Source organism: Kribbella sp. NBC_00359, assembly GCF_036097425.1.
Classification (GTDB): domain Bacteria; phylum Actinomycetota; class Actinomycetes; order Propionibacteriales; family Kribbellaceae; genus Kribbella.
The window spans coordinates 5,308,637-5,332,969 of the sequence record NZ_CP107975.1 but is presented as its reverse complement, the minus strand read 5'-3'; the positions used below and the strand labels follow the sequence as shown (position 1 = coordinate 5,332,969).

15 protein-coding genes and 1 pseudogene are annotated in these 24,333 nt (G+C 68.9%); 10 read left to right on the top strand and 6 right to left on the bottom strand.

The features are described 5' to 3' along the window. Positions 1-67: 67 nt before the first annotated feature. Positions 68-2,662 carry an alpha-glucan family phosphorylase gene (gene glgP, locus OG876_RS26115; protein ID WP_328519271.1) on the bottom strand — a complete coding sequence of 865 codons (2,595 nt, stop codon included), beginning with the start codon at positions 2,660-2,662 and terminating at the stop codon, positions 68-70. A gap of 188 nt (positions 2,663-2,850) precedes the next feature. Here glgP and OG876_RS26110 point away from each other — a divergent pair, with 188 nt between their 5' ends. Beyond that, positions 2,851-4,839 (top strand): alpha-1,4-glucan--maltose-1-phosphate maltosyltransferase, encoded by a 1,989-nt coding sequence (locus OG876_RS26110; RefSeq protein WP_328519270.1) that lies wholly within the window; start codon positions 2,851-2,853, stop codon positions 4,837-4,839. Between the two features lie 572 nt (positions 4,840-5,411). On the opposite strand, the gene OG876_RS26105 is transcribed toward OG876_RS26110, so the two are convergent. The 3 genes from OG876_RS26105 to OG876_RS26095 form a co-directional block, all read right to left on the bottom strand. Then, positions 5,412-6,618 (bottom strand): IS3 family transposase gene (locus OG876_RS26105; protein WP_442914024.1). Its coding sequence is split into 2 segments (ribosomal slippage): positions 5,412-6,333 and positions 6,332-6,618, totalling 1,209 coding nucleotides; the frame shifts between segments, so codons are not numbered across the junction. A 163-nt stretch (positions 6,619-6,781) separates the two neighbouring features. Next, positions 6,782-7,951: a threonine synthase gene (locus OG876_RS26100; RefSeq protein WP_328519268.1), complete on the bottom strand. Its 1,170-nt coding sequence runs from the start codon at positions 7,949-7,951 to the stop codon at positions 6,782-6,784. A gap of 11 nt (positions 7,952-7,962) precedes the next feature. Then, positions 7,963-8,553, bottom strand: coding sequence for a winged helix-turn-helix domain-containing protein (locus OG876_RS26095; RefSeq protein WP_328519267.1), 591 nt, complete (start codon positions 8,551-8,553; stop codon positions 7,963-7,965). 511 nt (positions 8,554-9,064) lie between these two features. Here OG876_RS26095 and OG876_RS26090 point away from each other — a divergent pair. Beyond that, on the top strand, positions 9,065-13,423 hold the full coding sequence (locus OG876_RS26090) for a S8 family serine peptidase (protein ID WP_328519266.1): 4,359 nt from the start codon (positions 9,065-9,067) through the stop codon (positions 13,421-13,423). Between the two features lie 122 nt (positions 13,424-13,545). Next, positions 13,546-14,109, top strand: a pseudogene (locus OG876_RS26085) (Type 1 glutamine amidotransferase-like domain-containing protein); the annotation flags it as partial. A 28-nt stretch (positions 14,110-14,137) separates the two neighbouring features. On the opposite strand, the gene folP reads toward OG876_RS26085, so the two are convergent. Then, positions 14,138-14,980, bottom strand: coding sequence for a dihydropteroate synthase (gene folP, locus OG876_RS26080; protein WP_328519265.1), 843 nt, complete (start codon positions 14,978-14,980; stop codon positions 14,138-14,140). Between the two features lie 20 nt (positions 14,981-15,000). Then, positions 15,001-15,597 carry a winged helix-turn-helix domain-containing protein gene (locus OG876_RS26075; RefSeq protein WP_328519264.1) on the bottom strand — a complete coding sequence of 199 codons (597 nt, stop codon included), beginning with the start codon at positions 15,595-15,597 and terminating at the stop codon, positions 15,001-15,003. Between the two features lie 405 nt (positions 15,598-16,002). Between OG876_RS26075 and arfA the strand changes: the two genes are divergently transcribed. The 7 genes from arfA (at position 16,003) to glgB (ending at position 24,326) form a co-directional block, all read left to right on the top strand. Continuing rightward, complete coding sequence (gene arfA, locus OG876_RS26070; protein WP_328519263.1) at positions 16,003-17,091, top strand: channel-forming protein ArfA/OmpATb; 1,089 nt, start codon at positions 16,003-16,005, stop codon at positions 17,089-17,091. A gap of 116 nt (positions 17,092-17,207) precedes the next feature. Continuing rightward, entirely contained in the window at positions 17,208-17,945 is a 738-nt protein-coding gene (locus OG876_RS26065; protein WP_328519262.1) for a sunset domain-containing protein, read from the top strand. 29 nt (positions 17,946-17,974) lie between these two features. After that, positions 17,975-18,184 (top strand): type II toxin-antitoxin system HicB family antitoxin, encoded by a 210-nt coding sequence (locus tag OG876_RS26060; protein WP_328519261.1) that lies wholly within the window; start codon positions 17,975-17,977, stop codon positions 18,182-18,184. Next, a complete protein-coding gene (locus tag OG876_RS26055) occupies positions 18,184-18,603 on the top strand; it encodes a type II toxin-antitoxin system HicA family toxin (protein WP_328519260.1) in 420 nt (139 codons plus the stop codon). Before OG876_RS26060 ends, OG876_RS26055 begins: the two co-directional genes overlap by 1 nt. A 277-nt stretch (positions 18,604-18,880) precedes the next feature. Continuing rightward, on the top strand, positions 18,881-20,596 hold the full coding sequence (gene treS / locus OG876_RS26050) for a maltose alpha-D-glucosyltransferase (RefSeq protein WP_442914023.1): 1,716 nt from the start codon (positions 18,881-18,883) through the stop codon (positions 20,594-20,596). Next, a complete protein-coding gene (locus OG876_RS26045) occupies positions 20,596-22,008 on the top strand; it encodes a maltokinase N-terminal cap-like domain-containing protein (RefSeq protein ID WP_328519259.1) in 1,413 nt (470 codons plus the stop codon). Before treS ends, OG876_RS26045 begins: the two co-directional genes overlap by 1 nt. 107 nt (positions 22,009-22,115) lie before the next feature. Continuing rightward, positions 22,116-24,326 carry a 1,4-alpha-glucan branching protein GlgB gene (gene glgB, locus OG876_RS26040; protein ID WP_328519258.1) on the top strand — a complete coding sequence of 737 codons (2,211 nt, stop codon included), beginning with the start codon at positions 22,116-22,118 and terminating at the stop codon, positions 24,324-24,326. Positions 24,327-24,333: the final 7 nt, after the last annotated feature.

Sequence of the window (24,333 nt, the reverse complement as noted above, 5' to 3'; positions counted from 1 at the left end):
GGCAGTCGGCAGAAATGAACGACCCCGCCTGGCGAGGCAGGCGGGGTCGTGTGGTGTGGGTCGAGGCTCAGAACTCCGAGCCGACGGGGAGGTCCGGGGCGGACGGGTCGTCGGGGTCCGACGGACCGGCGGCCAGGCCCATTTCGGCCGGGGTGGCGAGGCCGGTGTGGTTGGGGACCACCCGGACGGTGTAGCCGAAGGGGCCGGTGCGGTCCAGCTTCAGTTCACCCTCGTAGCGGTGGCGGTTGCCTTCGTAGGTCTCCGCCAGCGACAGCGACGCGCGCACCGGGTCGGTGATCTCGTCGTTGGTGTCGACGCGGCCGTGCAGCACCTCGACGCAGATGTCCGCCGGAGCCAGGTCGCCGAGCGCCGCGAAGGCGCGGATGCCGACCGTGGTCCCGAGCTGCGGTACGTCGCCCAGGCCCTGCAACTCCACGTGGTCGACCCGGATCTGCGGCCAGGCCGCCCGGACCTTCTGCTTCCACGCGGCCAGCTCGCGCGCACCGTCGTACGTCGCGTTCAGCGAGCGGGACGACTTCGCGGCCGGCACGTACAGCTGCTCGACGTAGTCGCGGACCATCCGGGTGGCGAGCACCTTCGGGCCGAGCTCCTTGATCGTGTGCCGCAGCATCTCGATCCACCGGCCCGGCACCGCACCGTCGTAGAACCGCGGTGCGACCTGCTTCTCGATCAGGTCGTACAGCGCGTGCGCCTCGAGGTCGTCACGCCGGTCGGTGTCCTCGATCCCTTCGGCGGACGGGATCGCCCAGCCGAACTCGTCGTCGTACCACTCGTCCCACCACCCGTCGCGGATGGACAGGTTCAACGCACCGTTGAGCGCCGCCTTCATGCCGGACGTGCCGCACGCCTCGTACGGGCGGAGCGGGTTGTTCAGCCAGACGTCGCAGCCCGGGTACATCGGCTGCGCCAGCGCGATGTCGTAGTCCGGCACGAACACGATCCGGTGCCGCACCTCCGGGTCGTCGGCGAAGCGGACCATCTCCTGGATCAGCTTCTTGCCGCCCTCGTCGTGCGGGTGCGCCTTGCCCGCGATGACGATCTGCACCGGCCGCTGCGGGTGCAGCAGCAGCGCCTTCAGCCGGGCCGGGTCGCGCAGCATCAGCGTCAGCCGCTTGTACGACGGAACCCGCCGGGCGAAGCCCATCGTCAGCACGTCGGGGTCGAGGATCGAGTCGACCCAGCCGAGCTCGGCCTCACTGGCCCCGCGGTTGATCCAGGACTGCCGGACCCGGGCCCGGGTGTCGTCGATGAACCGCTGCCGCAGGATCCGCTTGGTCTCCCAGATCTGCTGGTCGGTGGTCTTGTCCAGGCCCTCGAAGACGGTGTCGCCCTCGGCGGTGTAGTTGGCGTAGGTCAGCTCGTGGATCTCCCGGGGCACCCAGGTCGGCGCGTGCACGCCGTTGGTGATCGAGGTGATCGGCACGTCGATCGGGTCGAAGCTCGGCCAGAGCCCGGAGAACATGCCGCGGCTGACCACACCGTGCAGCTTGGACACGCCGTTGGCCCGCTGGGCCAGCCGCAGCCCCATGATCGCCATGTTGAACACGCCCGGGTCGCCGCCGTCGAAGTCCTCGGCGCCGAGCTCGAGGATGCGGTCGATCGGGACCCCGTGGCCGAACGCCTCCGGGGAGAAGTGCTGCTGGATCAGCTCGACCGGGAACCGGTCGATGCCGGCCGGGACCGGGGTGTGGGTGGTGAACACGGTGCCGCCGCGGGCCACCTCGAGCGCGGTGTCGAAGTCCAGGCCCTGGTCAGCGGCGAGCTCGCGGATCCGCTCGACACCGAGGAAACCGGCGTGGCCCTCGTTGGTGTGGAACACCTCGGGCGCCGGGTGGCCGGTGATCCGGCAGTACGCGCGGACCGCGCGGACACCGCCGACGCCGAGCAGCAGCTCCTGAAGCAGCCGGTGCTCCGTCGTACCGCCGTACAGCCGGTCGGTCACCTCGCGCTCTCCCGCGTCGTTCTCCTCCATGTCGGAGTCGAGCATCAGCAGCGGCACACGGCCGACCTGGGCGACCCAGATCTGCGCGTGCAGCTCGCGGTTGCCGGGCAGCTTCAGCGTCACGGTCGCGGGGGCGTCACCATCCCGGAGCAGGCTGATCGGCAGCCCGTCCGGATCCACCAGGGGGTAACGCTCCTGCTGCCAGCCCTCGGCGTTCAGCGACTGCGCGAAGTAGCCGTGCCGGTACAGCAGACCGACACCGATCAGCGGTACGGCGAGATCGCTGGCCGCCTTCAGGTGGTCACCGGCCAGGATGCCCAGGCCGCCCGAGTACTGCGGCAGCACGTGGGTGATCCCGAACTCCGGGGAGAAGTAGGCCACCGAGCTCACCGGCGAACCGGCCTCGGTCTGGAACCAGCGGTCGTCGGTCACGTAACCGTTCAGGTCGGCTACGGCCAGCTCCAGCCGGCGGAGAAAGGCATTGTCATTGGCCAGCTCGTCGAGCCGGGCCGCCGGGACCTCACCGAGAAGCTTGACCGGGTCACCGCCGGTGCTCCGCCACAGCTGCGGGTCGACGGCCTCGAAGACGTCCTGCGTCTCCGGGTGCCAGGCCCAGCGGAGGTTGTTCACCAGGGTGCCCAGGCCGGTCAGCGGCTCGGGGAGGACAGGGCGGACGGAAAATCGTCGTATCGCTCGCACCGGGACACCGTACCGGCCTGAGGTGCGCAAGACACCCTCGGCCTGCATCGATCTTGCAACGCGAGCAAGAATTTGCAGAGGTGCATGTCACAGGCAAGGACTGGGAACCCATAACATCAGTCCTGTAGTTCTCGACGTAGTTACCTGTCCGCCGGATCGCAATCGGAAAGCGAAGGTTTGTCTACGCCATGACTGGGCGCATCCCGATCACCGAGGTCACCCCGACCGTCGACGCCGGAGCGTATCCGGCCAAGGCGTCGGTCGGCGAGACGTTCACCATCGCTGCCACGGTCTTCCGGGAGGGCCACGACGCGGTGAACGCGAACGTCGTGCTGACCTCGCCGTCAGGACAGACCAGACGGATGCTGATGACCCCGGTGGGCCAGGGCAGCGACCGGTGGACGGTCGACGTCACCCTGCAGGAGCAGGGCGCGTGGACGTTCGCGGTCGAGGGCTGGAGCGACCCGTACGGGACCTGGCGGCACAACGCCGAGATCAAGATCCCGGCCGGGATCGACATCGATCTGATGTTCGCCGAGGGCGCAGCGTTCTTCGACCGGGCGGCCGCGGGCGTGCCCCCCGCCGTACGCGCGGATCGCGCCACGCTCGGCGATGCCGCGCACGCGCTGGCGAACGGCGCGCTGCCGCCGGAGGCCCGGCTGGCCGCGGGGATCTCGCCGCAGGTGCGGTCCGCCCTCGGGCGGTATCCGGTCCGCGAGCTGATCACCTCCTCGGAGACCTATCCGGTGTGGGTCGACCGGACCCGTGCGCTGTACGGCAGTTGGTACGAGTTCTTCCCGCGGTCGGAGGGAGCGTCGTACGACGAGAAGACCGGGCAGTGGACGTCCGGGACCTTCCGGACCGCGGCCAAGCGGCTCGAGGCGGTCGCGGGGATGGGCTTCGACATCATCTACGTGCCGCCGATCCACCCGATCGGTCACTCGTTCCGCAAGGGCCCGAACAACACGCTCGACCCGAAGCCGGGTGACCCGGGTTCGCCGTGGGCGATCGGGTCGGAGGAGGGCGGCCACGACGCGATCCACCCGGAGCTCGGCACCTTCGAGGACTTCGAGTACTTCGTCAGCCAGGCCCGCGCGCTCGGCCTGGAGGTCTCGATCGACCTGGCCCTGCAGGCGTCGCCGGACCACCCGTGGGTCAAGGAGCACCCGAAGTGGTTCTCGGTCCGCGCGGACGGCTCGATCGCGTACGCCGAGAACCCGCCGAAGAAGTACCAGGACATCTACCCGATCAACTTCGACAACGATCCCGAGGGCATCTACGCCGAGGTGCTGCGGATCGTGAAGCTCTGGATCTCGTACGGCGTGACCGTGTTCCGGGTCGACAACCCGCACACCAAGCCGGTGAACTTCTGGGAGTACCTGCTCGGCGAGATCCGCAAGACCGACCCGGACGTGGTGTTCCTGTCCGAGGCGTTCACCCGGCGGCCGATGATGCGCGAGCTGGCCAAGGTCGGGTTCCACCAGTCCTACACCTACTTCACCTGGCGCAACGAGAAGTGGGAACTCGAGGAGTACCTGCAGGAGCTGACCAAGGAGACCGGGCACTTCCTGCGGCCGAACTTCTTCGTCAACACGCCGGACATCCTGACCGCCTATCTGCAGTACGGCGGTCCCGGCGCGTTCAAGATCCGGGCGGCGATCGCGTCGACGTCGTCACCCTCCTGGGGCGTGTACGCCGGGTTCGAGCTGTTCGAGCACGTCGCACTCCGGCCCGGCTCGGAGGAGTACCTGGACACCGAGAAGTTCCAGCTCCGTCCGCGGGACTGGGATGCCGCGGCGGCCGAGGGGCGGACGCTCGCGCCGTACCTGACGCTGCTGAACAACATCCGCCGCCGGCACCCGGCCCTTCAGCAGCTGCGCAACCTGTCGCTGCACTCGGTCGAGGACGAGGCGATCATGTGCTACTCGAAGCGCACGACCGCGCCCGACGGCCACAGCGACACCGTCATCGTCGTGGTGAACACCGACCCGCACTCGGTCCGCGAGTCGATGGTCCACCTCGACATGGCCGCGCTCGGCATGCGCCCCGAGGACACCTTCACCGTGTACGACGAGATCAGCGGCGCGACCTGGCGCTGGGGCCAGCAGAACTACATCAAGCTCGACCCCAACGGCGAACCCTGCCACATCCTCGCCGTCCGCCGCGGCCAGGCCTAAAACTGAACGGGCCGGCCCACGCGGTGCTACGCCCGGCTCCTCCGTCGCCGTGCTGCGCGCCGCTCCCACCCGCCCCCGGCTCAGCGCCGGCCTTCAGCTGCCGCAACCGCGGCGGTCTGCGGGCTGACGCCCGCCGTTGGCGCGCTACCGCGCGCGATCGACTGCACCCGTTCCACGCCGTGCCGTGACGATTGAGCCGTCTCGCGGTGGGAGCGGCCGACGTCCCACGCGATCACGGCATCGCGGATGAAGGACCCAGCCGCGCGGTCGGGCCGGTTGTCGTTGCCCCCAGCAACGCAACCCCGCAGCGCGCCGAGCGCGACGTCGTGTACACCGCCGGGCGCTCCCGCGCCAGGCATCGTCGACCCGGCCCGTGCACTGGCGGAGCACGCCACGAATGGTCGGCGTAGTGGTGGCGTCGGACCTCCCCGTACCACGATGGGCTCGCCCTCCGCGGGAGGGCGGGTCCACGAGGCGGTCGATCGCGCGCGGCAGCGCGCAAGTCGCGCGCGATAGCCCCGCAGTTCGCGGCGGTGGGCTGTGTCAAGGATTGTGGACAGTTGCTGGGGTTCTTAGGCAGCTGTTGTGGGTTGTTGATGGTGGGTGAGGGCTTCGTGCGGGGTGCGGTAGCCGAGGGTGGAGTGGAGTCTGTGGCGGTTGTAGAAGACTTCGATGTATTCGGCGACCGCGGTTCGGGCGTCGGCCTGGGTGGGCCAGGTGTGGCGGTGGTAGAGGTCGTTCTTCAGCGCGGCGAAGAAGGACTCTGCGGTGGCGTTGTCCCAGCAGACGCCAGTGCGGCCGAGGCTGGTGCGGATGTGGTGGGCGTGGCAGAACCGCACGTACTGGCTCGAGGTGTATTGGCAGCCGCGGTCGGAGTGGAAGAGCGCGCCATGTTGGACGCGGCCGGCGTGGATGGCCATTTGAAGCGCGTCGACGACCAGGCTGGTGCGCAGGTGGTCGGCCAGTTGCCAGCCGACCACCATGCGGGTGGCCAGGTCGATCACGGTGGCCAGATACAGCCAGCCCTGCCCGGTGCGCAGGTAGGTGATGTCACCGACCAGCCGCTCACCTGGTGCACAGCTAGCGGGGGCGAAGTCGCGCTGGAGGAGGTCGGGTGAGTCCACTGGTTGCTCGCCGGCGATGGTGGTGCGTCGGTAGCCGCGGGGCTGGACAGCCTTCAGGCCGAGTTCGCGCATCAGGTCTGCGACCAGCCCGACACTGCACTCGACGCCCTCGCGGTTGAGCTGGGCCGTGACGCGGCGGCACCCGAAGGTCTGCCGGGCCTGATCGAACACCCGACGCACCTGGGCAGCCAGTGCGCGGCGCCGTGCACCAGTCGCCGTCGGGCACGTGGCCCGGGCGCGCCAGGCGTAGTACGACGAACGCGGCACACCCAGCACCGCGCACATCCACGCGACCGGGTAGGTGACCTTCTCCGCCTCAACCAGCGCGCATCGCACTCCTACTGCGAGGTCTTGGCGAAGAAGGCCGCGGCTTTTTCAGGAACTCGTTCTCCAGCCGCAACCGGCGTACCTCCGCCTCGAGCTCCTCCTCCCGAGACCCCGCCCGACCCGACGCACCACTCGGCGCCTGCCCCCGGGGAAACGGCTCACCACGACCCAGATGGGCACGCTGGTAGTCGTTCACCCACTTGTTCAGCGTCTTCCGCTCGATCCCCAGATCCCGCGCCACATCGCTGATCGGTCGGCCCGACTCGATCACCATCTGCACCGCCTCAGCCTTGAACTGCGGACTGAACCGGCGACGCTTCTCAGCCATGAACAAATCCTCTCAACCAAGAGCACCTGTCCAACAACCTTGGTACACCCCAGCGGTAGTCGCAGCTGGAAGCCGGGGGTGGGTGGGAGCGCGCGGAGCAGCCGCGTCGAGGAGTGGAGCGACGAGGGAAGCGGCTGCGTAGTGCGCGAGGGCTGGACCGCACCTACAACGGGACGGTTTCCGGGTATTTGAGGCCTGCGCCGGTGTTGAGGGCGACGACTTGTTCGTTGGCGCGGATCCAGCCGGATTCCCGGAGCCGGCGGACGGCGGCGAAGTTCGCGGCGCCCTCGGGACAGATGAAGGCGCCTTCCAGCCGTGCAACGAGGTGCTGCTCGGCCAGGATGTCCGCGTCGTCGACGGCGACCGCGCAGCCGTTGGTCTCCGCGATCGCCTGCAGGACAAGGAAATCACCGAGCGCCTTGGGCACCGTGATGCCGAAGGCAACGGTCTGCGCGTCGGGCCACGGCTCGCTCTCCGGCAGGCCCTTCTCCCATGCGCGCACGATCGGCGCGCAGCCCGTGGACTGTACGGCGACCAGTCGCGGCAACGGACCCTCGATCCAGCCGAGGTCGCGGAGCTCGACAAGCGCCTTCCAGATGCCGATGATGCCGACGCCGCCACCGGTCGGGTAGAGGATCACATCGGGCAGCTGCCAGCCGAGTTGCTCGGCGATCTCCAGGCCCATCGTCTTCTTGCCCTCGATCCGGTACGGCTCCTTCAACGTCGACACATCGAGATAGCCCTCGCGCCTGGCCAGCTCCGCGCGGACGAACGCGCCGGCGTCGCCGATCAGCCCGTCGATCAGGTGCAGCTCCGCGCCGACCACGGTCACCTCGCGCCGGCAGATCTCCGGCGCCGCGATCGGCATCGCGATCAACGCCTCCATCCCGGCCCGGGCGGCGTACGCGGCCCAGGCGGACCCGGCGTTGCCGTTGGTCGGCATCGCGATCTTCCGTACGCCGACCTCGTAGGCGCGCGACACCCCGACCGCGGCACCTCGCGCCTTGAACGTGCCGGTGGGGATCAGCCCTTCGTCCTTCATCAACAACCGGTCGACCCCGAGCTCACGCCCGTACCGCGGCAACGGCAGCAACGGCGTCATCCCCTCCCCCAGGGTCACCACGTTGTCGGCGGATCGCACCGGCAGCAGCTCGTGGTACCGCCACAGATCCGGCGGCCGCGTGGCCAGTTCGTCCTTGGTCAGCGTCACCGCGCGTACGTCGTACCTGGCGAGCAGGGGTGATCCGCACGGGCAGAGGCCGATGACCTGGTCGGCGTCGTGGACGGATCCACAACGAGGGCACTCGAGATGACTCAGCGCAGAGAACGTCACACCTGCAGAAACTACCCCGCCCGGAGATTGGTGATCGCTGGGCGCTGGTGATCGGTGAGACGGAACCCGGTGCCGCGGACCGCGTCGATGGTGACCGTGGTGCCCAGTTCGTCGAGCTTGCGGCGCAGGCGCTTCACCACCGAATGCACGTCGGCGGTGCCGCGGAGGTCGCGACTGCGCCATACGGTCTGGTGCAGAGCGTCGTACGTCCACACGCGGAGTGGCTCCGACATGAGCCGGGTGAGCAGGTCGTGCTCGAGCTCGGTGAGCTGGATCTCGCGGCCGCGCCAGCGGGCGACCGAGCGGACCCGGTCGATCGTCAGGACGTCGGCCTCCGGCTCCTCGTCCGAACTCCGGGCCGCGGTGGCGTCGACCGCGTCAGGCTCCGGCGGTTCGGGGTGTTCGGGGGACGCGGGCGGGGGCTGTTGCGCGGGCACGAGCAGCTTGCGGAGTTCGTCGAGGCTGGAGACCAGGAGCAGTGGCGCGACGTCGTCGACGAGCTCGGCCAGGCGGACGCGCTGCTCGGCCGAGGCCGCAACCGCGATGAGCAGCGGAAACGGCTCCGGACCACTCCTGCTCAGATCGACGGCCGCCGGGATCATGGGGCCTCCCGCCCTGGACTGAGGAGCCCGGTCATGGGGCCGCCCGGCCTGGACTGAGGAGCGCAGGGAGCGAAGCGACCGGAGCGACGAGGGAAGGCCGGGCGTAAAGCCCCATGACCGCGCCGAGCCGGAGGCGAGGCCAAAAGCACAGTGGGGACACGGGGGGTGACCATTTGGTCACGATGTCAACCTCTGCCCGGGATCGTCAACGGACTGCCAACGTTTGACCACTTTGCCTCGATCGGTGCGACAGCTAGTCACATCCTGCTCACCAAGTGTGCTTGTTACCACGTTGTTCTGACACATAGGCTCCACGTCAGGCTCGCGGTGTCACATGCCGCGACCTGGGGGGCACGGAGCGTTCGCCCTGACGCGAACCCCCTTGCACCTCTGCACGCAACGAAATGACTCGGGGGAGTCGACTCGGGGTCGTTCCAAGTGAGGGGCTGCAGAGATGTCACATCAACCACGAAGGGGACTCGCCAGATCACTGGTGGGTGCCCTGGCGACGGTGGCTGTCGTCGCAACCGGGCTGGCCGCCGTCGGCCAGGCCCAGGCCGCACCGCCCACCAAACCCGAAGCCACACCAGCACCGGCCGCCAAGATCAAGCCGGAACTGCTGTCGAAGCTGGAGGGCAAGGACGCCAAGGCGGCGACGGACTACTGGGTCCGGTTCGCACCGAAGGCCGACCTGACCGCCGCCAGCAAGATCACCGACTGGACCGAACGCGGCACGGCCGTCGCGGCCGCGCTGCGCAAGACCGCCGCGGACAGCCAGGCCAAGATCCGCGCCGAGCTGGACGCGCAACACGTGAAGTACACGGCGTTCTGGGGTACGAACGCGATCCGCATCCAGAGCGGGTCGCTCCAACTGGCCCAGAACCTGGCCACCCACACCGAGGTCGAGGGCCTGTACGCCCCGGTCGCGATCGAGGTGCCGAAGGTCACCCAAGGCACGACCGAGCACGAGATCAACGCGGTCGAGTGGGGTATCGCGAACATCAAGGCCGACCAGGTGTGGTCGCAGTACGGCGACAAGGGCGAGGGGATCGTCGTCGCCAGCATCGACACCGGCGTGCAGTTCGACCACCCGGCGCTGGTGAAGCAGTACCGCGGCAACAACGGCAACGGCACGTTCGACCACAACTACAACTGGTTCGACGCGGCCGGCACCTCGCCGACGCAGCCGGCCGACGGCAACGGCCACGGCACCCACACGATGGGCACCATGGTCGGCGACGACGGCGCGGGCAACCAGGTCGGCGTCGCGCCGGGGGTGAAGTGGATCGCCGCGAACGGCTGCTGCCCGAGCGACGAGGCACTGATCAGCTCCGGTCAGTGGATGCTCGAGCCGACGAACCTGGCCGGGCAGAATCCCGACGCCAGCAAGCGGCCGAACGTCATCAACAACTCGTGGGGCTCGACCCTGCCGTCGAACGACCCGTTCATGGAGGACATCACCCTGGCCTGGACCGCGTCCGGGATCTTCGGTGCGTTCGCCAACGGCAACAGTGGTGAGGGCGGCTGCAACACCTCCGGTTCGCCGGGCAGCCTGACCAGCAACTACTCGGCCGGCGCCTACGACATCAACAACAACATCGCGTCGTTCTCCGGCCGCGGTGTCGGTCAGAACGGCACGATCAAGCCGAACATCTCGGCCCCCGGCGTCAACGTCCGCTCCAGCCTGCCCGGCAACACCTACGGCAGCTTCAACGGTACGTCGATGGCCACACCACACCTCGCGGCCACCATCGCGCTGCTATGGTCGGCCTCGCCGGCTCTGAAGGGTGACGTCAACGCCACCCGGGCACTGCTGAACCAGACCGCGGTCGACACGCCGAACAGCCAGTGCGGCGGTACGCCGGAGAACAACAACGTCTTCGGTCAGGGCCGTCTGGACGCGCTGGCCCTGCTGAACGCCGCACCGATCGGTGACACCGGCACTCTGACCGGCAAGGTGACCGCCGCAACCGGAGGTGCCGCCCTGGCCGGCGCCAGCGTGACCGTGAAGGCCGCCGGGCAGCCCGACAAGGTGCTGACCACCAGCAGCACCGGTACGTTCTCGTCGGTTCTGCCGGCCGGTTCGTACGACCTGACAGTGGCCTCGTTCGGGTACAAGACCCAGACGGCCACAGTCGCCATCACCACCGGTCAGACCACCACCAAGGACTTCGCTCTGGAGAGCACTCCGCAGGTGAGCGTCGGCGGCACCATCACGGACGGCTCCGGCCACGGCTGGCCGCTGTACGCGAAGGTGAGCGTCGAGGGTCCGGGTGGCGTGTTCGACTACACGACGCCCAGCAACGGGCGCTTCAGCCTGAAGGTTCCCTCCGGTGCCGCGTACTCGCTCAAGGTCGAGTCGCAGTACCCGGGCTACCAGACGGTCAGCCAGCCGATCACGGTCGGCACCGGCAACCTGACCAAGAACATCGCGGTCCCGGTCCTCACGGACACCTGCACCACCGCACCGGGTTACAAGTTCGGCTCGGACGGTGTCTACGAGACCTTCGACTCCGGTACGACCCCGAGCGGCTGGACCGTCGTCGACAACAAGGGCAACGGTCAGGTCTGGCAGTTCAACGACCCGGGCAACCGGGGCAACCTGTCCGGTGGCAGCGGCAAGTTCGCGGTCATCGACAGCGACCACTACGGCCCCGGCGGCACGCAGGACACCTCGCTGGTCAGCCCGGTCGTGGACCTGAGCTCGGTCACCGCTCCGGTGATCCGGTTCAACCAGGACCTCAACTGGCTCGGCGGCGAGAAGGCCGACGTGGACCTGTCGATCGACGGCGGGACCACCTGGACCAACGTACTGTCCCAGGCCGCGGACGTCCGCGGTGTCAAGGAGATCGCGATCCCGCAGGCGGCCGGCCAAAGCGCCGTACAGGTGCGCTTCCACTACTACGACGCCTCGTGGGAGTGGTGGTGGATCGTCGACAGCGTGCTGATCGGCAGCCAGGTCACCTGTGAGCCGAACGGCGGCGGCATCGTCGTCGGCAACGTCAAGGACGCCAACACGAACGGGTTCGTGAACGGTGCGGTCGTCACGCGTGACGGCAGCTCCGAGTCCGCGACCACCGTGGCGACGCCCGAGGACACCGGTCTCAACGACGGCTTCTACTGGATGTACTCGTCCGCGGACGGCGACCAGGGCTTCACCGCCAAGGCCGGCAACTACGTCAGCGCGACAGCGACCGTCAACGTCGAGGCGGACTGGACGACCCAGGCCGACTACGCGCTGAAGGCCGGCCGGCTGAGCGTCACGCCGGGCAGTGTGTCGGGCAACCTGAGGCTGCCCACCGGCAAAGTCACCAAGTCGTTCACCGTCACCAACACCGGTGGCGCGGACGTCGACGTCAAGTTCGGTGAGAAGGACAACGGCTTCGTCCTGGAGAACGCGAACGGCACCAAGACCACCAAGGCGCAGGTGCTGACCAGCACCGGTGCCCCGCTGCAGCGGCTCGCGGTGCCGACTTCGTTCGCTCAGATGTTGTCGGGCAAGACCGCCGGTACGCCGGCTGTCGCGAAGCCGCTCGCGGCGCCGTGGACCGACATCGCCGACTACCCGGCGACCGTGATGGACAACCGGGTGGTCAACCTCGACGGCAAGGTCTACTCGATTGCCGGAGGCAACGGTAGTGCGTCGAGTCCGAACAGCTACGTGTACGACCCGGCGGCGCTGGCCTGGACCGCCATCGCTCCGCTGCCGGCCGCCCGCAACGCCGTCACCGTCGGCGTCGTCGGTGGCAAGATCATCGCCAGCTCCGGCTGGGGTGACTCCGGTCCGGACGCGGCGACCTGGGCCTACGACCCGGCCGCCAACGCCTGGACCTCGGTGGCCGCGAACCCGGCTCCGCGGGCCGCGGCCGGTCAGGCGGTCGCGGACGGCAAGCTGTACGCCGTCGGCGGTTGCACGACCGCCAGCTGCCTCCCGATGAGCAACACGGTGGTCCGGTACGACCCGGGTACCAACGCGTGGGAGACGCTGGCGAACTACCCGAAGTCGGTCGCGTTCGCGTCCTGCGGTGCCATCGACGGCAAGGTGTACTGCGCCGGTGGTAACGACGGTACGAACTCGCTGAAGTCGGCGTACGTCTACGACCCGGGAGCCAACTCCTGGACCGCGGTCGCCGACGCTCCGTCCGACCACTGGGCGGCGTCGTACGCCGTCGCCGGCGGCAAGCTGCTGATCGTCGGCGGCGTGCAGGCCGGTGCCGTCACCAACGCCGGGTTCTCGTACGACCCGGCGTCGGACAGCTGGACCGCCCTGCCGAACGCCAACCTGCCGCGGTACCGCGGTGGCGCGGCCTGCGGCTTCTACAAGGTAGGTGGCTCGTCCGGTGGCTTCACCGCCACGGTCGACAGCGAGGCCCTGCCGGGTCTCGAGGACTGCGCCGAGTCGTCGGCGGACGTGAGCTGGCTGTCCATCGACAAGACCGAGGCCACGCTGGCCCCGGGCGCGTCGACGACGGTCAAGGTCACGCTCACCGCGAACGTCGACCAGCCCGGTACGTACTCCGGGGCGGTCACGATCGGCGAGAACACCCCCTACTCGGTCGCACCGGTCGGCGTGACGATGAACGTCACCCCGCCGAACACCTGGAGCAAGCTGCAGGGCACCGTCACGGGCGTCAGCTCGGCCGGCGTCACCGCTCCGCTGCCGGGCGCGATCGTCGAGGTGGACTCGTGGGCCCAGTCCTACACCTTCATCACCGACAAGGACGGCAACTACGCCTACTGGCTGGACCGTCGTAACAACCCGCTCACCCTGATCGCCGCCAAGGACGGCTACAAGCCCCAAACCCGCACCACGAGACTCCTCGCCGGCGAGCCGGTGACCGAGGACTTCGCCCTGAAGTCCATCAAGTAACACCGCACTGAGTCAGGCCGGCCCTCGCCCTCCGGGGCGGGGGCCGGTCCCTTCTAAGGTGTCGACGTGCACCTGTTTCTCGGCAGCAAGGTTTCGGGGTCCTCCCGGCCTGGCTCGACGAGCTCCCCCGCCGTCCACGCCGCGCCGTCCTCATACCGACCGCGGGCAATCCCCTACCGGCCACTCCCTGGGTCGACGTCGCCATGGACGTGCTCACCACCTGCGGCCTGGATGTCGTGAGGTTCGACCTCGAAGGCGCCGGCCGCCACGACGTCGACGCCGTACTCGAGAACGCCGACCTGGTCTTCGTGACCGGCGGCCAACCGATCTTCCTCCTCGAACACGCCCAGCGCAGCGGCTTCGCCCAGGCAGTCCCGCCGGCAGTCCGTTCCGGACGTCTCGCATACGCCGGAGTTTCGGCCGGCGCCATCCTCACCGCCCCGGATCTCGCGGCGTACGACGCCCCCGACGACCCCGGCCAGGTCAACTCGACCACCGGGTTGGATCTCGTCCCCTTCTATCCGCTCGTCCACACCAACCGCGGACGCCGCGAGCGCTACGACAAGCTGATCGCCGACCGGCCCAGCCTCGCCTTCATCGCCTACAACGACGACGAGGCGTTGCTCATCACCGACGGACTCGTGGACCGGCGCCCGTCCGCGATCACGGCGGACTGGAACCGCTGACGCGACCCCGCTTTCCGGAACTTCTTCGTCACCCGGCGGCAGTGAAGTTCCGGCGATCGCGTCTGCCGGACGATCGAGACGCGCGTGTCAACGCGGCGTGGACGGTCAAGGCGTCGGCCGACGCGGCGGGGTCGTGGGTCCGGATGTAGTCGGCGCCTTGGGTGGCGGCATGGAGCTCGGCCGCGAGGGTTGCCGGGCCGACGGCGGCGAGGTCTGTGCCGGTGAGAGCTCGGAGAAAGGACTTGCGGGACGGGGAGATGAGGACCGGTAGGCCGTAGCGCGCCTTCAGCCGGGACAAGTTGCCGAGCACGGTTAGCGACGGTTCCGGCGTACTGCCGAGGAAGTAGCCGAGGCCGGGGTCGAGGATCAGGCGGTCGCGAGCGACACCGGCCGCCTCCAGCGCCGCGATCCGCTCGTCGAAGAACTCCTCGATCCACGTCCAGATCTCCCCGGCGTCGGTCCGCACCCGCGTCGCCGGACCGACCCGCTGCACCGAGTGCATCACCACCAGCCGACACGTGAGCCCGGCCAATTCGCCGTACCGGCGGGGATCCGGGAAGCCCTGGATGTCGTTCAGGTACGTCGCTCCACGCGCAGCCGCGTACCGCTGTGTCTCGGGGTGGTAGGAATCCACACCCCACGGAATCCCGTCCAGCCCGTCGATCACCCCGGCCAGCCGCTCGATCTCCTCCTGCGGCGACACTTTCTCCGCATCCGGATGACTGGACGCCGGCCCGAGCTCGACCAGCGCGGGGCCGGCCGCGTACAACTCTCGCGCATGCGCGATCGCGTCCCCGGAGGACAAGTACTGTCCGCCATCGGAGAACGAGTCCCTCGTGACGTTGACGATCCCCACCAGCTGCGTTCGCACCAGCTGGGACGCTACCTCAGTCAGGTGGTGGGGAGGAGGTGGAAGCCGACGCCGCGGACGGCGTGGATGGTGACGGTGGCGCCGAGGTTGGCGAGCTTCTGGCGGAGGCGCTTGACCACGGAGTGGATGTGCGAGCCGTGGCCCAGGTGTTCGTTGCCCCAGACGGCGTGGTGGAGACGCTGGTAGGTCCAGACCCGGCCGGGTTCCTCGACCAGGCAGTGCAGGAAGTCGTGCTCCAGACGCGTCAGCGACACCTCCCGGTCCTTCCAGCGGACCACCCGGCGGTCGACGTCCAGGAACAGTTCAGGCTCCGGCGCGCTCACCACCGCGGCCCGCGCGGCTGGCATCGCCACCGTCGTCGGTACGGCGACCACGGCAGCGGGCACAGCCTCGATCTGGGCAGGCTGCTGATCGGAGGCCTGCAGCACCGTCGGCGCGAGTACGACGGGACCGGCCGGCGAGGTGACCGCGGTGAGTTCGAGGAACGCGCGGGCCTGGTCCGCACTGGACACCAGCAGCAGCGCGTCGGCCGTGCCGAGCAGCCGCGCGAGCTGCACACGTTCGGCCGTGGACGTGGCCACGCCGATGATCAACGACGAATCCGACGACCTCTCCATGGCAAGCCCTTCCCCAGATCCAACGCCGGCCAGCCATAAGTACGGTTTACGGCGCGAAGTAAGTCAAGGGATTCCCAGCACCCCGGGCTGGCACAAATGCGACCTGTCCGAGTCAGGACAAACCAACGCGAACGGGGAGAGGCCGGCCGGCCCGGGGCGGCGGGCACGGCCGGCGGTCCGGGGCGGGATCAGCCGACGGTCTTCACTGGGGTGACTAGACCTCCGGTGGGCGCGAGTAGAACTGTTCGCACGCTATCGACCACATCGAGTTAAATAAAGAAGTTGACCGAATAAAAATGTTCGCGTGATCATCACGACGCTCCTTCGAGAGGTGTGCAGACGGGGCGCGCGGCGGAGTAATCTCCTCGCGCACGGTCACTCTTGACCGCACCCGACGGAGGAACAGTGCCCGGTCTCGTTCGGCGGCCGATCGTCATCTGGCTGCTCGCAGCCCTCGCGGTCCCGGTGCTGCTGACGGCCGTGCTGATTCCGGCCCGGGCGGGCACCACCGAGGACGATCTCCGCGACCAGACCGTGGCGGCGCTCCAGGCCCGGGGCATCGAGTCCGGGTCCGTCGACTTCGACGGTCGCGACGCCAAGATCGTCGTACCGTCCGGCGTCGACCCCGACCTCGTCCGCGAGGTCGTCGGGACGGTCGAAGGCGTTCGCTCGGTCCGGATCGAGGGCGGGTCGACGACGCCCACTCCCCCGCCGAGCGAGCCGCCCGCCGAGCCGACCGTCGCACCGTTCGAGGTCGGCCGGACGGATCAGTCGATCCGGGTGCAGGCCGCGGTGAACAATCAAGGCGTCAAGGACGCGATCGCCGCCGAGGTCGACAAGGTGCTCGGCGAAAACCGTGAGTACGACGACCGGACGACGATCGACCCCGCGAACGGGCTGGCCGACGCGACCGCGGTGTCCACCGTGCTGCAGGCGCTCGCGATCGGGACCGGCGACGCCTCGGTCCGGTACGACGGCAGCACGGTGACGCTGACGGGTGAGGTGCCGGATCAGGCGACCAAGGCCACGGTGGCCCGGGCGGCGGCGAAGGCCGTGCCCGGTGGGGTGATCGCGAACCAGCTGGAGATCCCCGCGCCGCCGACGGCCACGGTCAGTGAGCCGTGCCGGACGTTGCAGACCCGGCTGTCGGAGTTCAACCGGCAGCACAAGATCAACTTCCTGTCCGGCACCTCGATCGTGAACGACGCGTCGAAGCCCACGGTGGTCAAGGCCGCCGCACTGCTGAAGACCTGTCCGGCCGCGTTCTTCGAGGTGGCCGGCCACACCGACAACCTCGGTTCGCCCGCGAGCAGCCTGCCGCTGTCCGAGCGCCGGGCCGCCGAGGTCAAGGCCGAGCTGGTCCGCCTCGGCGTGGCCGCGGGTCACATCCACGCGAACGGCTACGGCGAGGCCTTCCCGATCGCGCCCAACACCACCGCCACCGGCCGGATCGCCAATCGCCGGGCCGAGATCCGAGTACTGCAGGGGAACTGAATGAGCTGGCTGATCGCACAGATCTGGATCCTGCTGCTGGTCGCGTTCGTGCTCGGCAGCGCGGCCGCCTGGCTGCTGCACCGCCTGGTCCGCACCGCGGCGAGAGGAGCCCGCCGATGAGCTGGCTACTGCGCCACAACTGGCTGTGGTCCCTGATCGCCTTCCTGATCGGCGCGGCCATCACCTGGATCCTCCTCGAACGCCGCCAGCCGGCGCCGGAGCCCCAGGTCGAGGAGCCCGCGGAGGAGAAGCAAGAGGTCCTCGTCGGAGCCGCGATGGCCAAGTCCCCACCCGCTGCACGATCCGAGTCCCCAGCGATCGCACGAGCCGAGTCCCCACCCGTCACACGTGCCGAACCGCAACCCGTCGTACGCACGGAGCCGACGCCGACTCGCGTCGAGCCGAAGCCGGTCCGCGCGGAGCCGACACCCGTCCGTGAGGAGCCGACGCCGGCCCGCGTGGGGCCCAGGCGCGTCCAGGAGGCGCCGGCGCCCGTCGTACGCGAGCAGTCGGCGCCTGTGTTCTCCCGGCTGATGGAGGCGGAGCCGACCCTCTTCGACCACCTCGACCCGGTCGGCGGCGACGACACAGGCGCGACCGAGCCGCAGGTGCGGGCCGATGCGCCGCCCGGGCGATACGGTGAGGGCTCGGCCGACGCGGTGCCTCATCAAGGTCCGCCGGACGGGTTCACCATCAAAGGCAACGCCCAGTCGATGCTGTTCCACACCCCCGACTCGCCGTACTACGGCCGGACCAAACCCGAGGTCTGGTTCCGCTCCGAGTCCGACGCCGAACGCGCCGGCTTCACCAGGTACACCCGCCGCCCCCGCAAGTCCGCGAACCCCCACGACTGACGCCCCGCACGAAAGAAGAGGGTCCGACCGTGAAGCACGACGTCACCGTCCCGTACACGATCGAGCAGGACGAGGACGGCGTCTGGTGCGCGCATGCGCTCCTGCGGCACGGCGTCGGCGCGAACGGCGAGGGTGACACCCCGGAGGCGGCGGTCGAGGATCTCCGCGAGGCCCTGACCGGCCTGATCGAGTCCTTCGGCGTGCCCGAGCAGATCACGGTCACCGTCGAGACGCCCTGATGGCCAAGGTCCCCTCCCTGAGCGGCGAGAAAGTCGTCGCCCAGCTCAAGAAGCACGGCTTCCGGGTCGATCGGGTCAACGGCAGTCACCACATCATGAAGAACGACGCCGACGGTCGCGGTACGACCGTCCCGGTGCACGGCGGCAGGGACGTCGCCAAGGGGACCCTGCGCAGCATCCTGAGCGATGTCGACCTGACGCCCGAGGAACTGCTGAACCCGAAGCTGGTCAAGGCCCGCGAAGCCGAGGCACAGCAGGCGGCGGAGCAGGACACCGACCAGCTGGTCGACCCGCGCGAGGGTGTGGCCGACGCGCGCGGCGCCACCAGGCGACAACCCGCGGCCGGCCGTTCCGGCGGCCGGCGCAAGGCGGCCTCCCCCGTGCGGGAGCGGGACGGACGGTCGCCGCGGAGGGGCTGAACAGGCCTGTGGGATAGGGGGATTGGGCCCCTATTTGCTTGTACTGGTGGCGGGCCGTCACACTGAGCAGAACGCCTTGCCGGAACCGTCCGTCCCGGGGCGTCCACCACATCACCGGGCCCTCCCGGGAGCCGCGCGCTGTCCCCCTCGCACTCCGATGCGAGGGAGTACGAACCCCACGACGGGGTATGGGAACCAGTGCGGGTCCGGGCGAGTCCACACACCGTCGTCACGTCGTGGCGACAAGCCGTAGTACCGCTAGGTTTGGAGACACCCGATGGAGGTGAGCGTGACCGACATGCTGCCGGAGCAGCACCACGGACTGACGAAGAGTGACCCGCTGTGGTTCAAGCGGGCCGTCTTCTACGAGGTCCTCGTGCGGTCCTTCAAGGACTCGAACGCCGACGGCATCGGCGATCTGCAAGGCCTGACCGAGAAACTCGACTATCTCGAGTGGCTCGGCGTCGACTGTCTCTGGTTACCGCCGTTCTATCCGTCGCCGCTGCGCGACGGCGGCTACGACATCTCCGACTACACCGGGGTGATGCCCGAGGTCGGCACGATCGCGGACTTCGCCGCGTTCATGGAGGCCGCGCACGCGCGCGGGATCCGGATCATCGTCGACTTCGTGATGAACCACACCTCCGACCAGCACCCCTGGTTCCAGGAGTCGCGGAACAACCCGGACGGCCCGTACGGCGACTTCTACGTGTGGTCCGACACCGACGAGCAGTACTCCGACGCCCGGATCATCTTCGTCGACACCGAGACGTCGAACTGGACCTGGGACCCGATCCGCGGCCAGTACTTCTGGCACCGGTTCTACTCCAACCAGCCGGACCTGAACTTCGAGAACCCGGCCGTCGGCGACGCGATGATCGAGGCGCTGAAGTTCTGGCTCGACCTCGGCGTGGACGGCTTCCGGCTGGACGCGGTGCCGTACCTGTTCGAGTCCGAGGGCTCGAACTGCGAGAACCTCCCGCGCACCCACGAGTTCCTCAAGCGGGTCCGCAAGGAGGTGGACGCGAACTACACCGACCGCGTCCTGCTCTGCGAGGCGAACCAGTGGCCGGCCGACGTGGTCGAGTACTTCGGCGACCGCAGCTCGGGTGGCGACGAGTGCCAGATGGCGTTCCACTTCCCAGTGATGCCGCGCATCTTCATGGGTGTACGGCGGGAGTCGCGGTTCCCGATCTCGGAGATCCTGGCCCAGACCCCGGAGATCCCGGACACCTGTCAGTGGGGCATCTTCCTGCGCAACCACGACGAGCTCACGCTCGAGATGGTCAGCGACGAGGAGCGCGACTACATGTGGGGCGAGTACGCGCAGGACCCGCGGATGAAGGCGAACATCGGCATCCGCCGCCGGCTCGCACCGCTGCTGGACAACGACACCAACAAGATGGAGTTGTTCACGGCGATGCTGCTCAGCCTGCCCGGCTCGCCGATCCTGTACTACGGTGACGAGATCGGCATGGGCGACAACATCTGGCTCGGTGACCGCGACGGCGTCCGGACGCCGATGCAGTGGTCGCCGGACCGGAACGCGTCGTTCTCCACCGCGACACCGGGCAAGCTGAGCCTGCCGGTGATCATGGACCCGGTCTACGGCTACCAGGCGGTCAACGTCGAGGCCGAGATGGAGAACGCGTCGTCGCTGCTGCACTGGACCCGGCGGATGATCCAGACCCGCAAGCAGCACCCGTGTTTCGGCATGGGTACCTTCACAGACCTAGGGGGTTCCAACCCCAGCGTGCTGTCGTACGTGCGCGAGTTCGGTGACGACGTGGTGCTCTGCGTGAACAACCTGTCCCGCTTCCCGCAGCCGATCGAGCTGGACCTGCGACAGTGGCAGGGAGTGGAGCCGATCGAGCTGCTGGGCGGCGTGCACTTCCCCACCATCGGGGAGCTGCCCTACCTTTTGACGCTCAGCGCCCACGGGTTCTACTGGTTCCGGCTGCCGAAGCCGGCTGACCACGAGGAGAGCATGTAGTGAGTTCCCATCTGGACCAGGTCCAGTCCTTCTGCGCCGGCCAGCGGTGGTTCGGCGAGAAGGGACACGACGTCCACGTCGACGCGATGGCCACCTCGGTGTGGCTGTCCGATGCGGACGTCTGGCCCGCGGTCCGGATCGGGTTCGTCTACTGTTCGGGTCCGCCCGGGTCGGAGTTCCCGATCCGGGTGTACCAGCTGCCGCTCAGCTACCACCGCACCCCGGTCGAGAACCTCGGCCACGCGCTGATCGGTGAGTGGGCGGAGCCGGACCTGGGCGACGCCGAGGTCTGGGTGTACGACGCTCTGCACGACAAGGAAGCGACTCCGTACTGGCTCGACGGGCTGACGCACGGACGGCACCTGGACGGGCTGGAGTTCCATCCCGTCCACGCTCCGGATCGGACCATCGTCGTACCGGAGGACGCGCATTCGCTCGTCCTCACCGTCGAGCAGAGCAACACGTCGCTGGTGTTCGGCGACGTGGCGTTGCTGAAGGTGTTCCGCCGGCTCGAGCCCGGGAGCAACCCGGGGGTCGAGATCGAGTCGGCGCTCACCGAGTCCGGGTCCGAGCTGGTCCCGGAGGTGCTCGGATCGGCGCGCGGCAGCTGGCCGCGGGCCGGCGGCGGCACCGACAGCGGCGAGCTGGCGATGATGACGGCGTTCCAGAAGAACGCGACCGACGGCTGGTCGTTCGCGACCTCGTCGGTGCGGGACCTGTACGCCGAGGCGGATCTGCACGCCGAGGAGGTCGGTGGTGACTTCGCGGCCGAGTCGCATCGGCTGGGTGCGAGCACGGCGCAGGTCCACTCGGAGCTGGCCAAGGCCCTCGGCACGGACATCTGGGAGCCGGCCAAGCTGGTGGAGCACGCCGCCGCGATGCAGCGCCGTCTCGAGCTGGCGGCCGCGGCCATCCCCGACCTCGCGCCGTACAAGCCCGGACTGACCCGGTGGTTCGAGGCACTCGCGGCGTACGACCAGCCGGTGACGGTGCAGCGGATCCACGGTGATTTCCACCTGGGCCAGGTGCTGCGGACGATCGACGGCTGGAAGCTGATCGACTTCGAGGGTGAGCCGGCCAAGTCGCTGATCGAGCGGCGGGCGCTGGACACCGCGGTCAAGGACATCGCCGGGATGCTGCGGTCGTTCGACTACGCGGCCCGGTCGCTGCTGGCCGATCACCAGGGCGACCAGCAGATCGCCTACCGCGCCGCCGAGTGGGCGAGCCGCAACCAGGAGGCGTTCTGCGACGGGTACGCCGAGGTCGCGGGCACCGACCCCCGTGAGCAGAGTGTGCTGCTGAGCGCGTTCCTGGCCGACAAGGTCATCTACGAGACGCTCTACGAGGCCCGCAACCGGCCTAGCTGGCTGCCGATCCCGTTGGCCGCGGCGGCCCAGCTGGCCGAACACTGATACCCCCGCATCTCTGATCGGGTGTACGTCCGGACTCGGCGGGTACGGGGGTGCGGTGAATGCGGCCTCGATCGGGCAGGATGTGTTTTATGGGAGACAGAGAAGCCATGGAGGTGCCGGTGGTACCGGCCGACGAGCCTGTGGTGACAGCGGTTCCGGTGGATCGGACCGTGTTGGAGCAGCTGGTCGGCGGGACGTTCCATGATCCCCATCAGGTGCTCGGTCCCCACCTCGGTGAGCACGGTGTCACGGTGCGCGTGCTCCGCCCGTTCGCCCAGACCGTCACCGTGCTGTCCGACGGCCGGCGGCTCGACCTGCGGCACGAGTTCGAGGGTGTCTGGGTCGGCGTTCTCGACATCGACAAGGTGCCGGACTACCGGCTCGAAGTGAGCTACACCGACGGCCCCGCGGTGGAGCTGGACGATCCGTACCGCTATCTCCCGTCGCTCGGTGAGGTCGACCTGCACCTGATCGGCGAGGGCCGCCACGAGCAGCTGTGGACCGTGCTGGGCGCCCACGTCCGCCGGTACGACGGCCCCGCCGGAGCGGTCACCGGGACATCGTTCGCCGTCTGGGCGCCGAATGCGCAAGGCATCCGGCTGACCGCGGACTTCAACTTCTGGGACGGCCGCGCGCATCCGATGCGCTCGCTGGGCTCGTCCGGGGTGTGGGAGATCTTCGTGCCCGGCGTCGGCCCGGGGACGCGGTACAAGTTCGACATCTGCGGCCGGGACGGCGTCTGGCGGCAGAAGGCCGACCCGATGGCCAACCTCGCCGAGACTCCCCCGGCGAACGCGTCCGTCGTGCACGAGTCGTCGTACGAGTGGGACGACGCGGCCTGGCTGGAGCGGCGCGCCGCCGCCGAAGCCTACGCCGAGCCGATGAGTGTCTACGAGGTGCACCTCGGGTCGTGGCGGAAGGGCAGGTCCTACCGCGAGCTGGCCGACGAGCTCGTTGCCTATGTCAACGACATGGGCTTCACCCACGTCGAGCTGATGCCGGTGATGGAGCACCCGTTCGGCGGCTCGTGGGGTTACCAGGTGACGTCGTACTTCGCGCCGACGTCGCGCTTCGGCGATCCGGACGAGTTCCGGCTGCTGGTCGACCGGCTGCACCAGGCCGGCATCGGCGTGATCGTCGACTGGGTGCCGGCCCATTTCCCGAAGGACGCCTGGGCGCTGGCGCGCTTCGACGGGACTCCGCTGTACGAGCACCCGGACCCACGCCGCGGCGAGCAGCCGGACTGGGGCACGCTGGTGTTCGACTTCGGCCGGCCGCAGGTGCGCAACTTCCTGGTCGCGAACGCGCTCTACTGGGCCGAGGAGTTCCACATCGACGGCCTGCGGGTGGACGCGGTCGCGTCGATGCTCTACCTGGACTACTCGCGGCAAGAGGGCCAGTGGGTGCCGAACCAGTACGGCGGCCGGGAGAACCTGGAGGCCGTCTCGTTCCTGCAGGAGATGAACGCGACCCTCTACAAGCGGATGCCCGGTGTGATCACCGTGGCCGAGGAGTCGACCTCGTGGCCGGGCGTCACCCGGGCCACGCATCTGGGCGGCCTCGGGTTCGGCTTCAAGTGGAACATGGGCTGGATGAACGACTCGCTGCGCTACCTGGAGCACGAGCCGATCCACCGGCAGTACCACCACCACGAAATGACGTTCTCGATGATGTACGCCTACTCGGAGAACTTCGTCCTCCCGCTGTCCCACGACGAGGTCGTGCACGGCAAGGGTTCGCTGCTGCGCAAGATGCCCGGTGACCGCTGGCAGCAGCTGGCGAACCTGCGCGCGTACCTGGCGATGATGTGGGCGCACCCGGGCAAGCAGCTGTTGTTCATGGGCTGTGAGTTCGGCCAGGAGTCGGAGTGGTCCGAGAAGGGCGAGCTCGACTGGTGGCTGCTGGACCACACCGACCACCGCGGCCTGCAGCAGCTGGTCCGTGACCTGAACGGCGCCTACCGGGACAACCCGGCGCTCTGGCGGACCGACCACTCGCCGGAGAAGTTCAGCTGGATCGACGCCAACGACGCCGGCAACAACATCTTCTCCTTCGTCCGGTACGGCGACGACGGAGCGCCGACCGTGGCCTGCATCGCCAACTTCTCCGCGATCCCGCACCACGGTTACCGCCTCGGTCTTCCGTACGGCGGCCGCTGGGAGGAGGCGGTCAACACGGACGCCGACGTGTACGGCGGATCCGGGGTCGGCAACTACGGCGCCGTCGAGGCGGACGGGCCGGGGTGGCACGGGATGGCGACGAGCACCGAGCTGTCGGTGCCACCCCTGGCGACGGTGTACCTGCGCTTCACCGGGTAGCGTTCAC

Coding starts and splice junctions, on each gene's coding strand:
- OG876_RS26110 (WP_328519270.1), top strand. CDS start 2,851: ATGACTGGGCGCATCCCGATCACCGAGGTCACCCCGACCGTCGACGCC.
- OG876_RS26095 (WP_328519267.1), bottom strand. CDS start 8,553: ATGATCCCGGCGGCCGTCGATCTGAGCAGGAGTGGTCCGGAGCCGTTT.
- OG876_RS26075 (WP_328519264.1), bottom strand. CDS start 15,597: ATGGAGAGGTCGTCGGATTCGTCGTTGATCATCGGCGTGGCCACGTCC.
- OG876_RS26065 (WP_328519262.1), top strand. CDS start 17,208: ATGAGCTGGCTACTGCGCCACAACTGGCTGTGGTCCCTGATCGCCTTC.
- OG876_RS26055 (WP_328519260.1), top strand. CDS start 18,184: ATGGCCAAGGTCCCCTCCCTGAGCGGCGAGAAAGTCGTCGCCCAGCTC.
- treS (WP_442914023.1), top strand. CDS start 18,881: ATGGAGGTGAGCGTGACCGACATGCTGCCGGAGCAGCACCACGGACTG.
- glgB (WP_328519258.1), top strand. CDS start 22,116: ATGGAGGTGCCGGTGGTACCGGCCGACGAGCCTGTGGTGACAGCGGTT.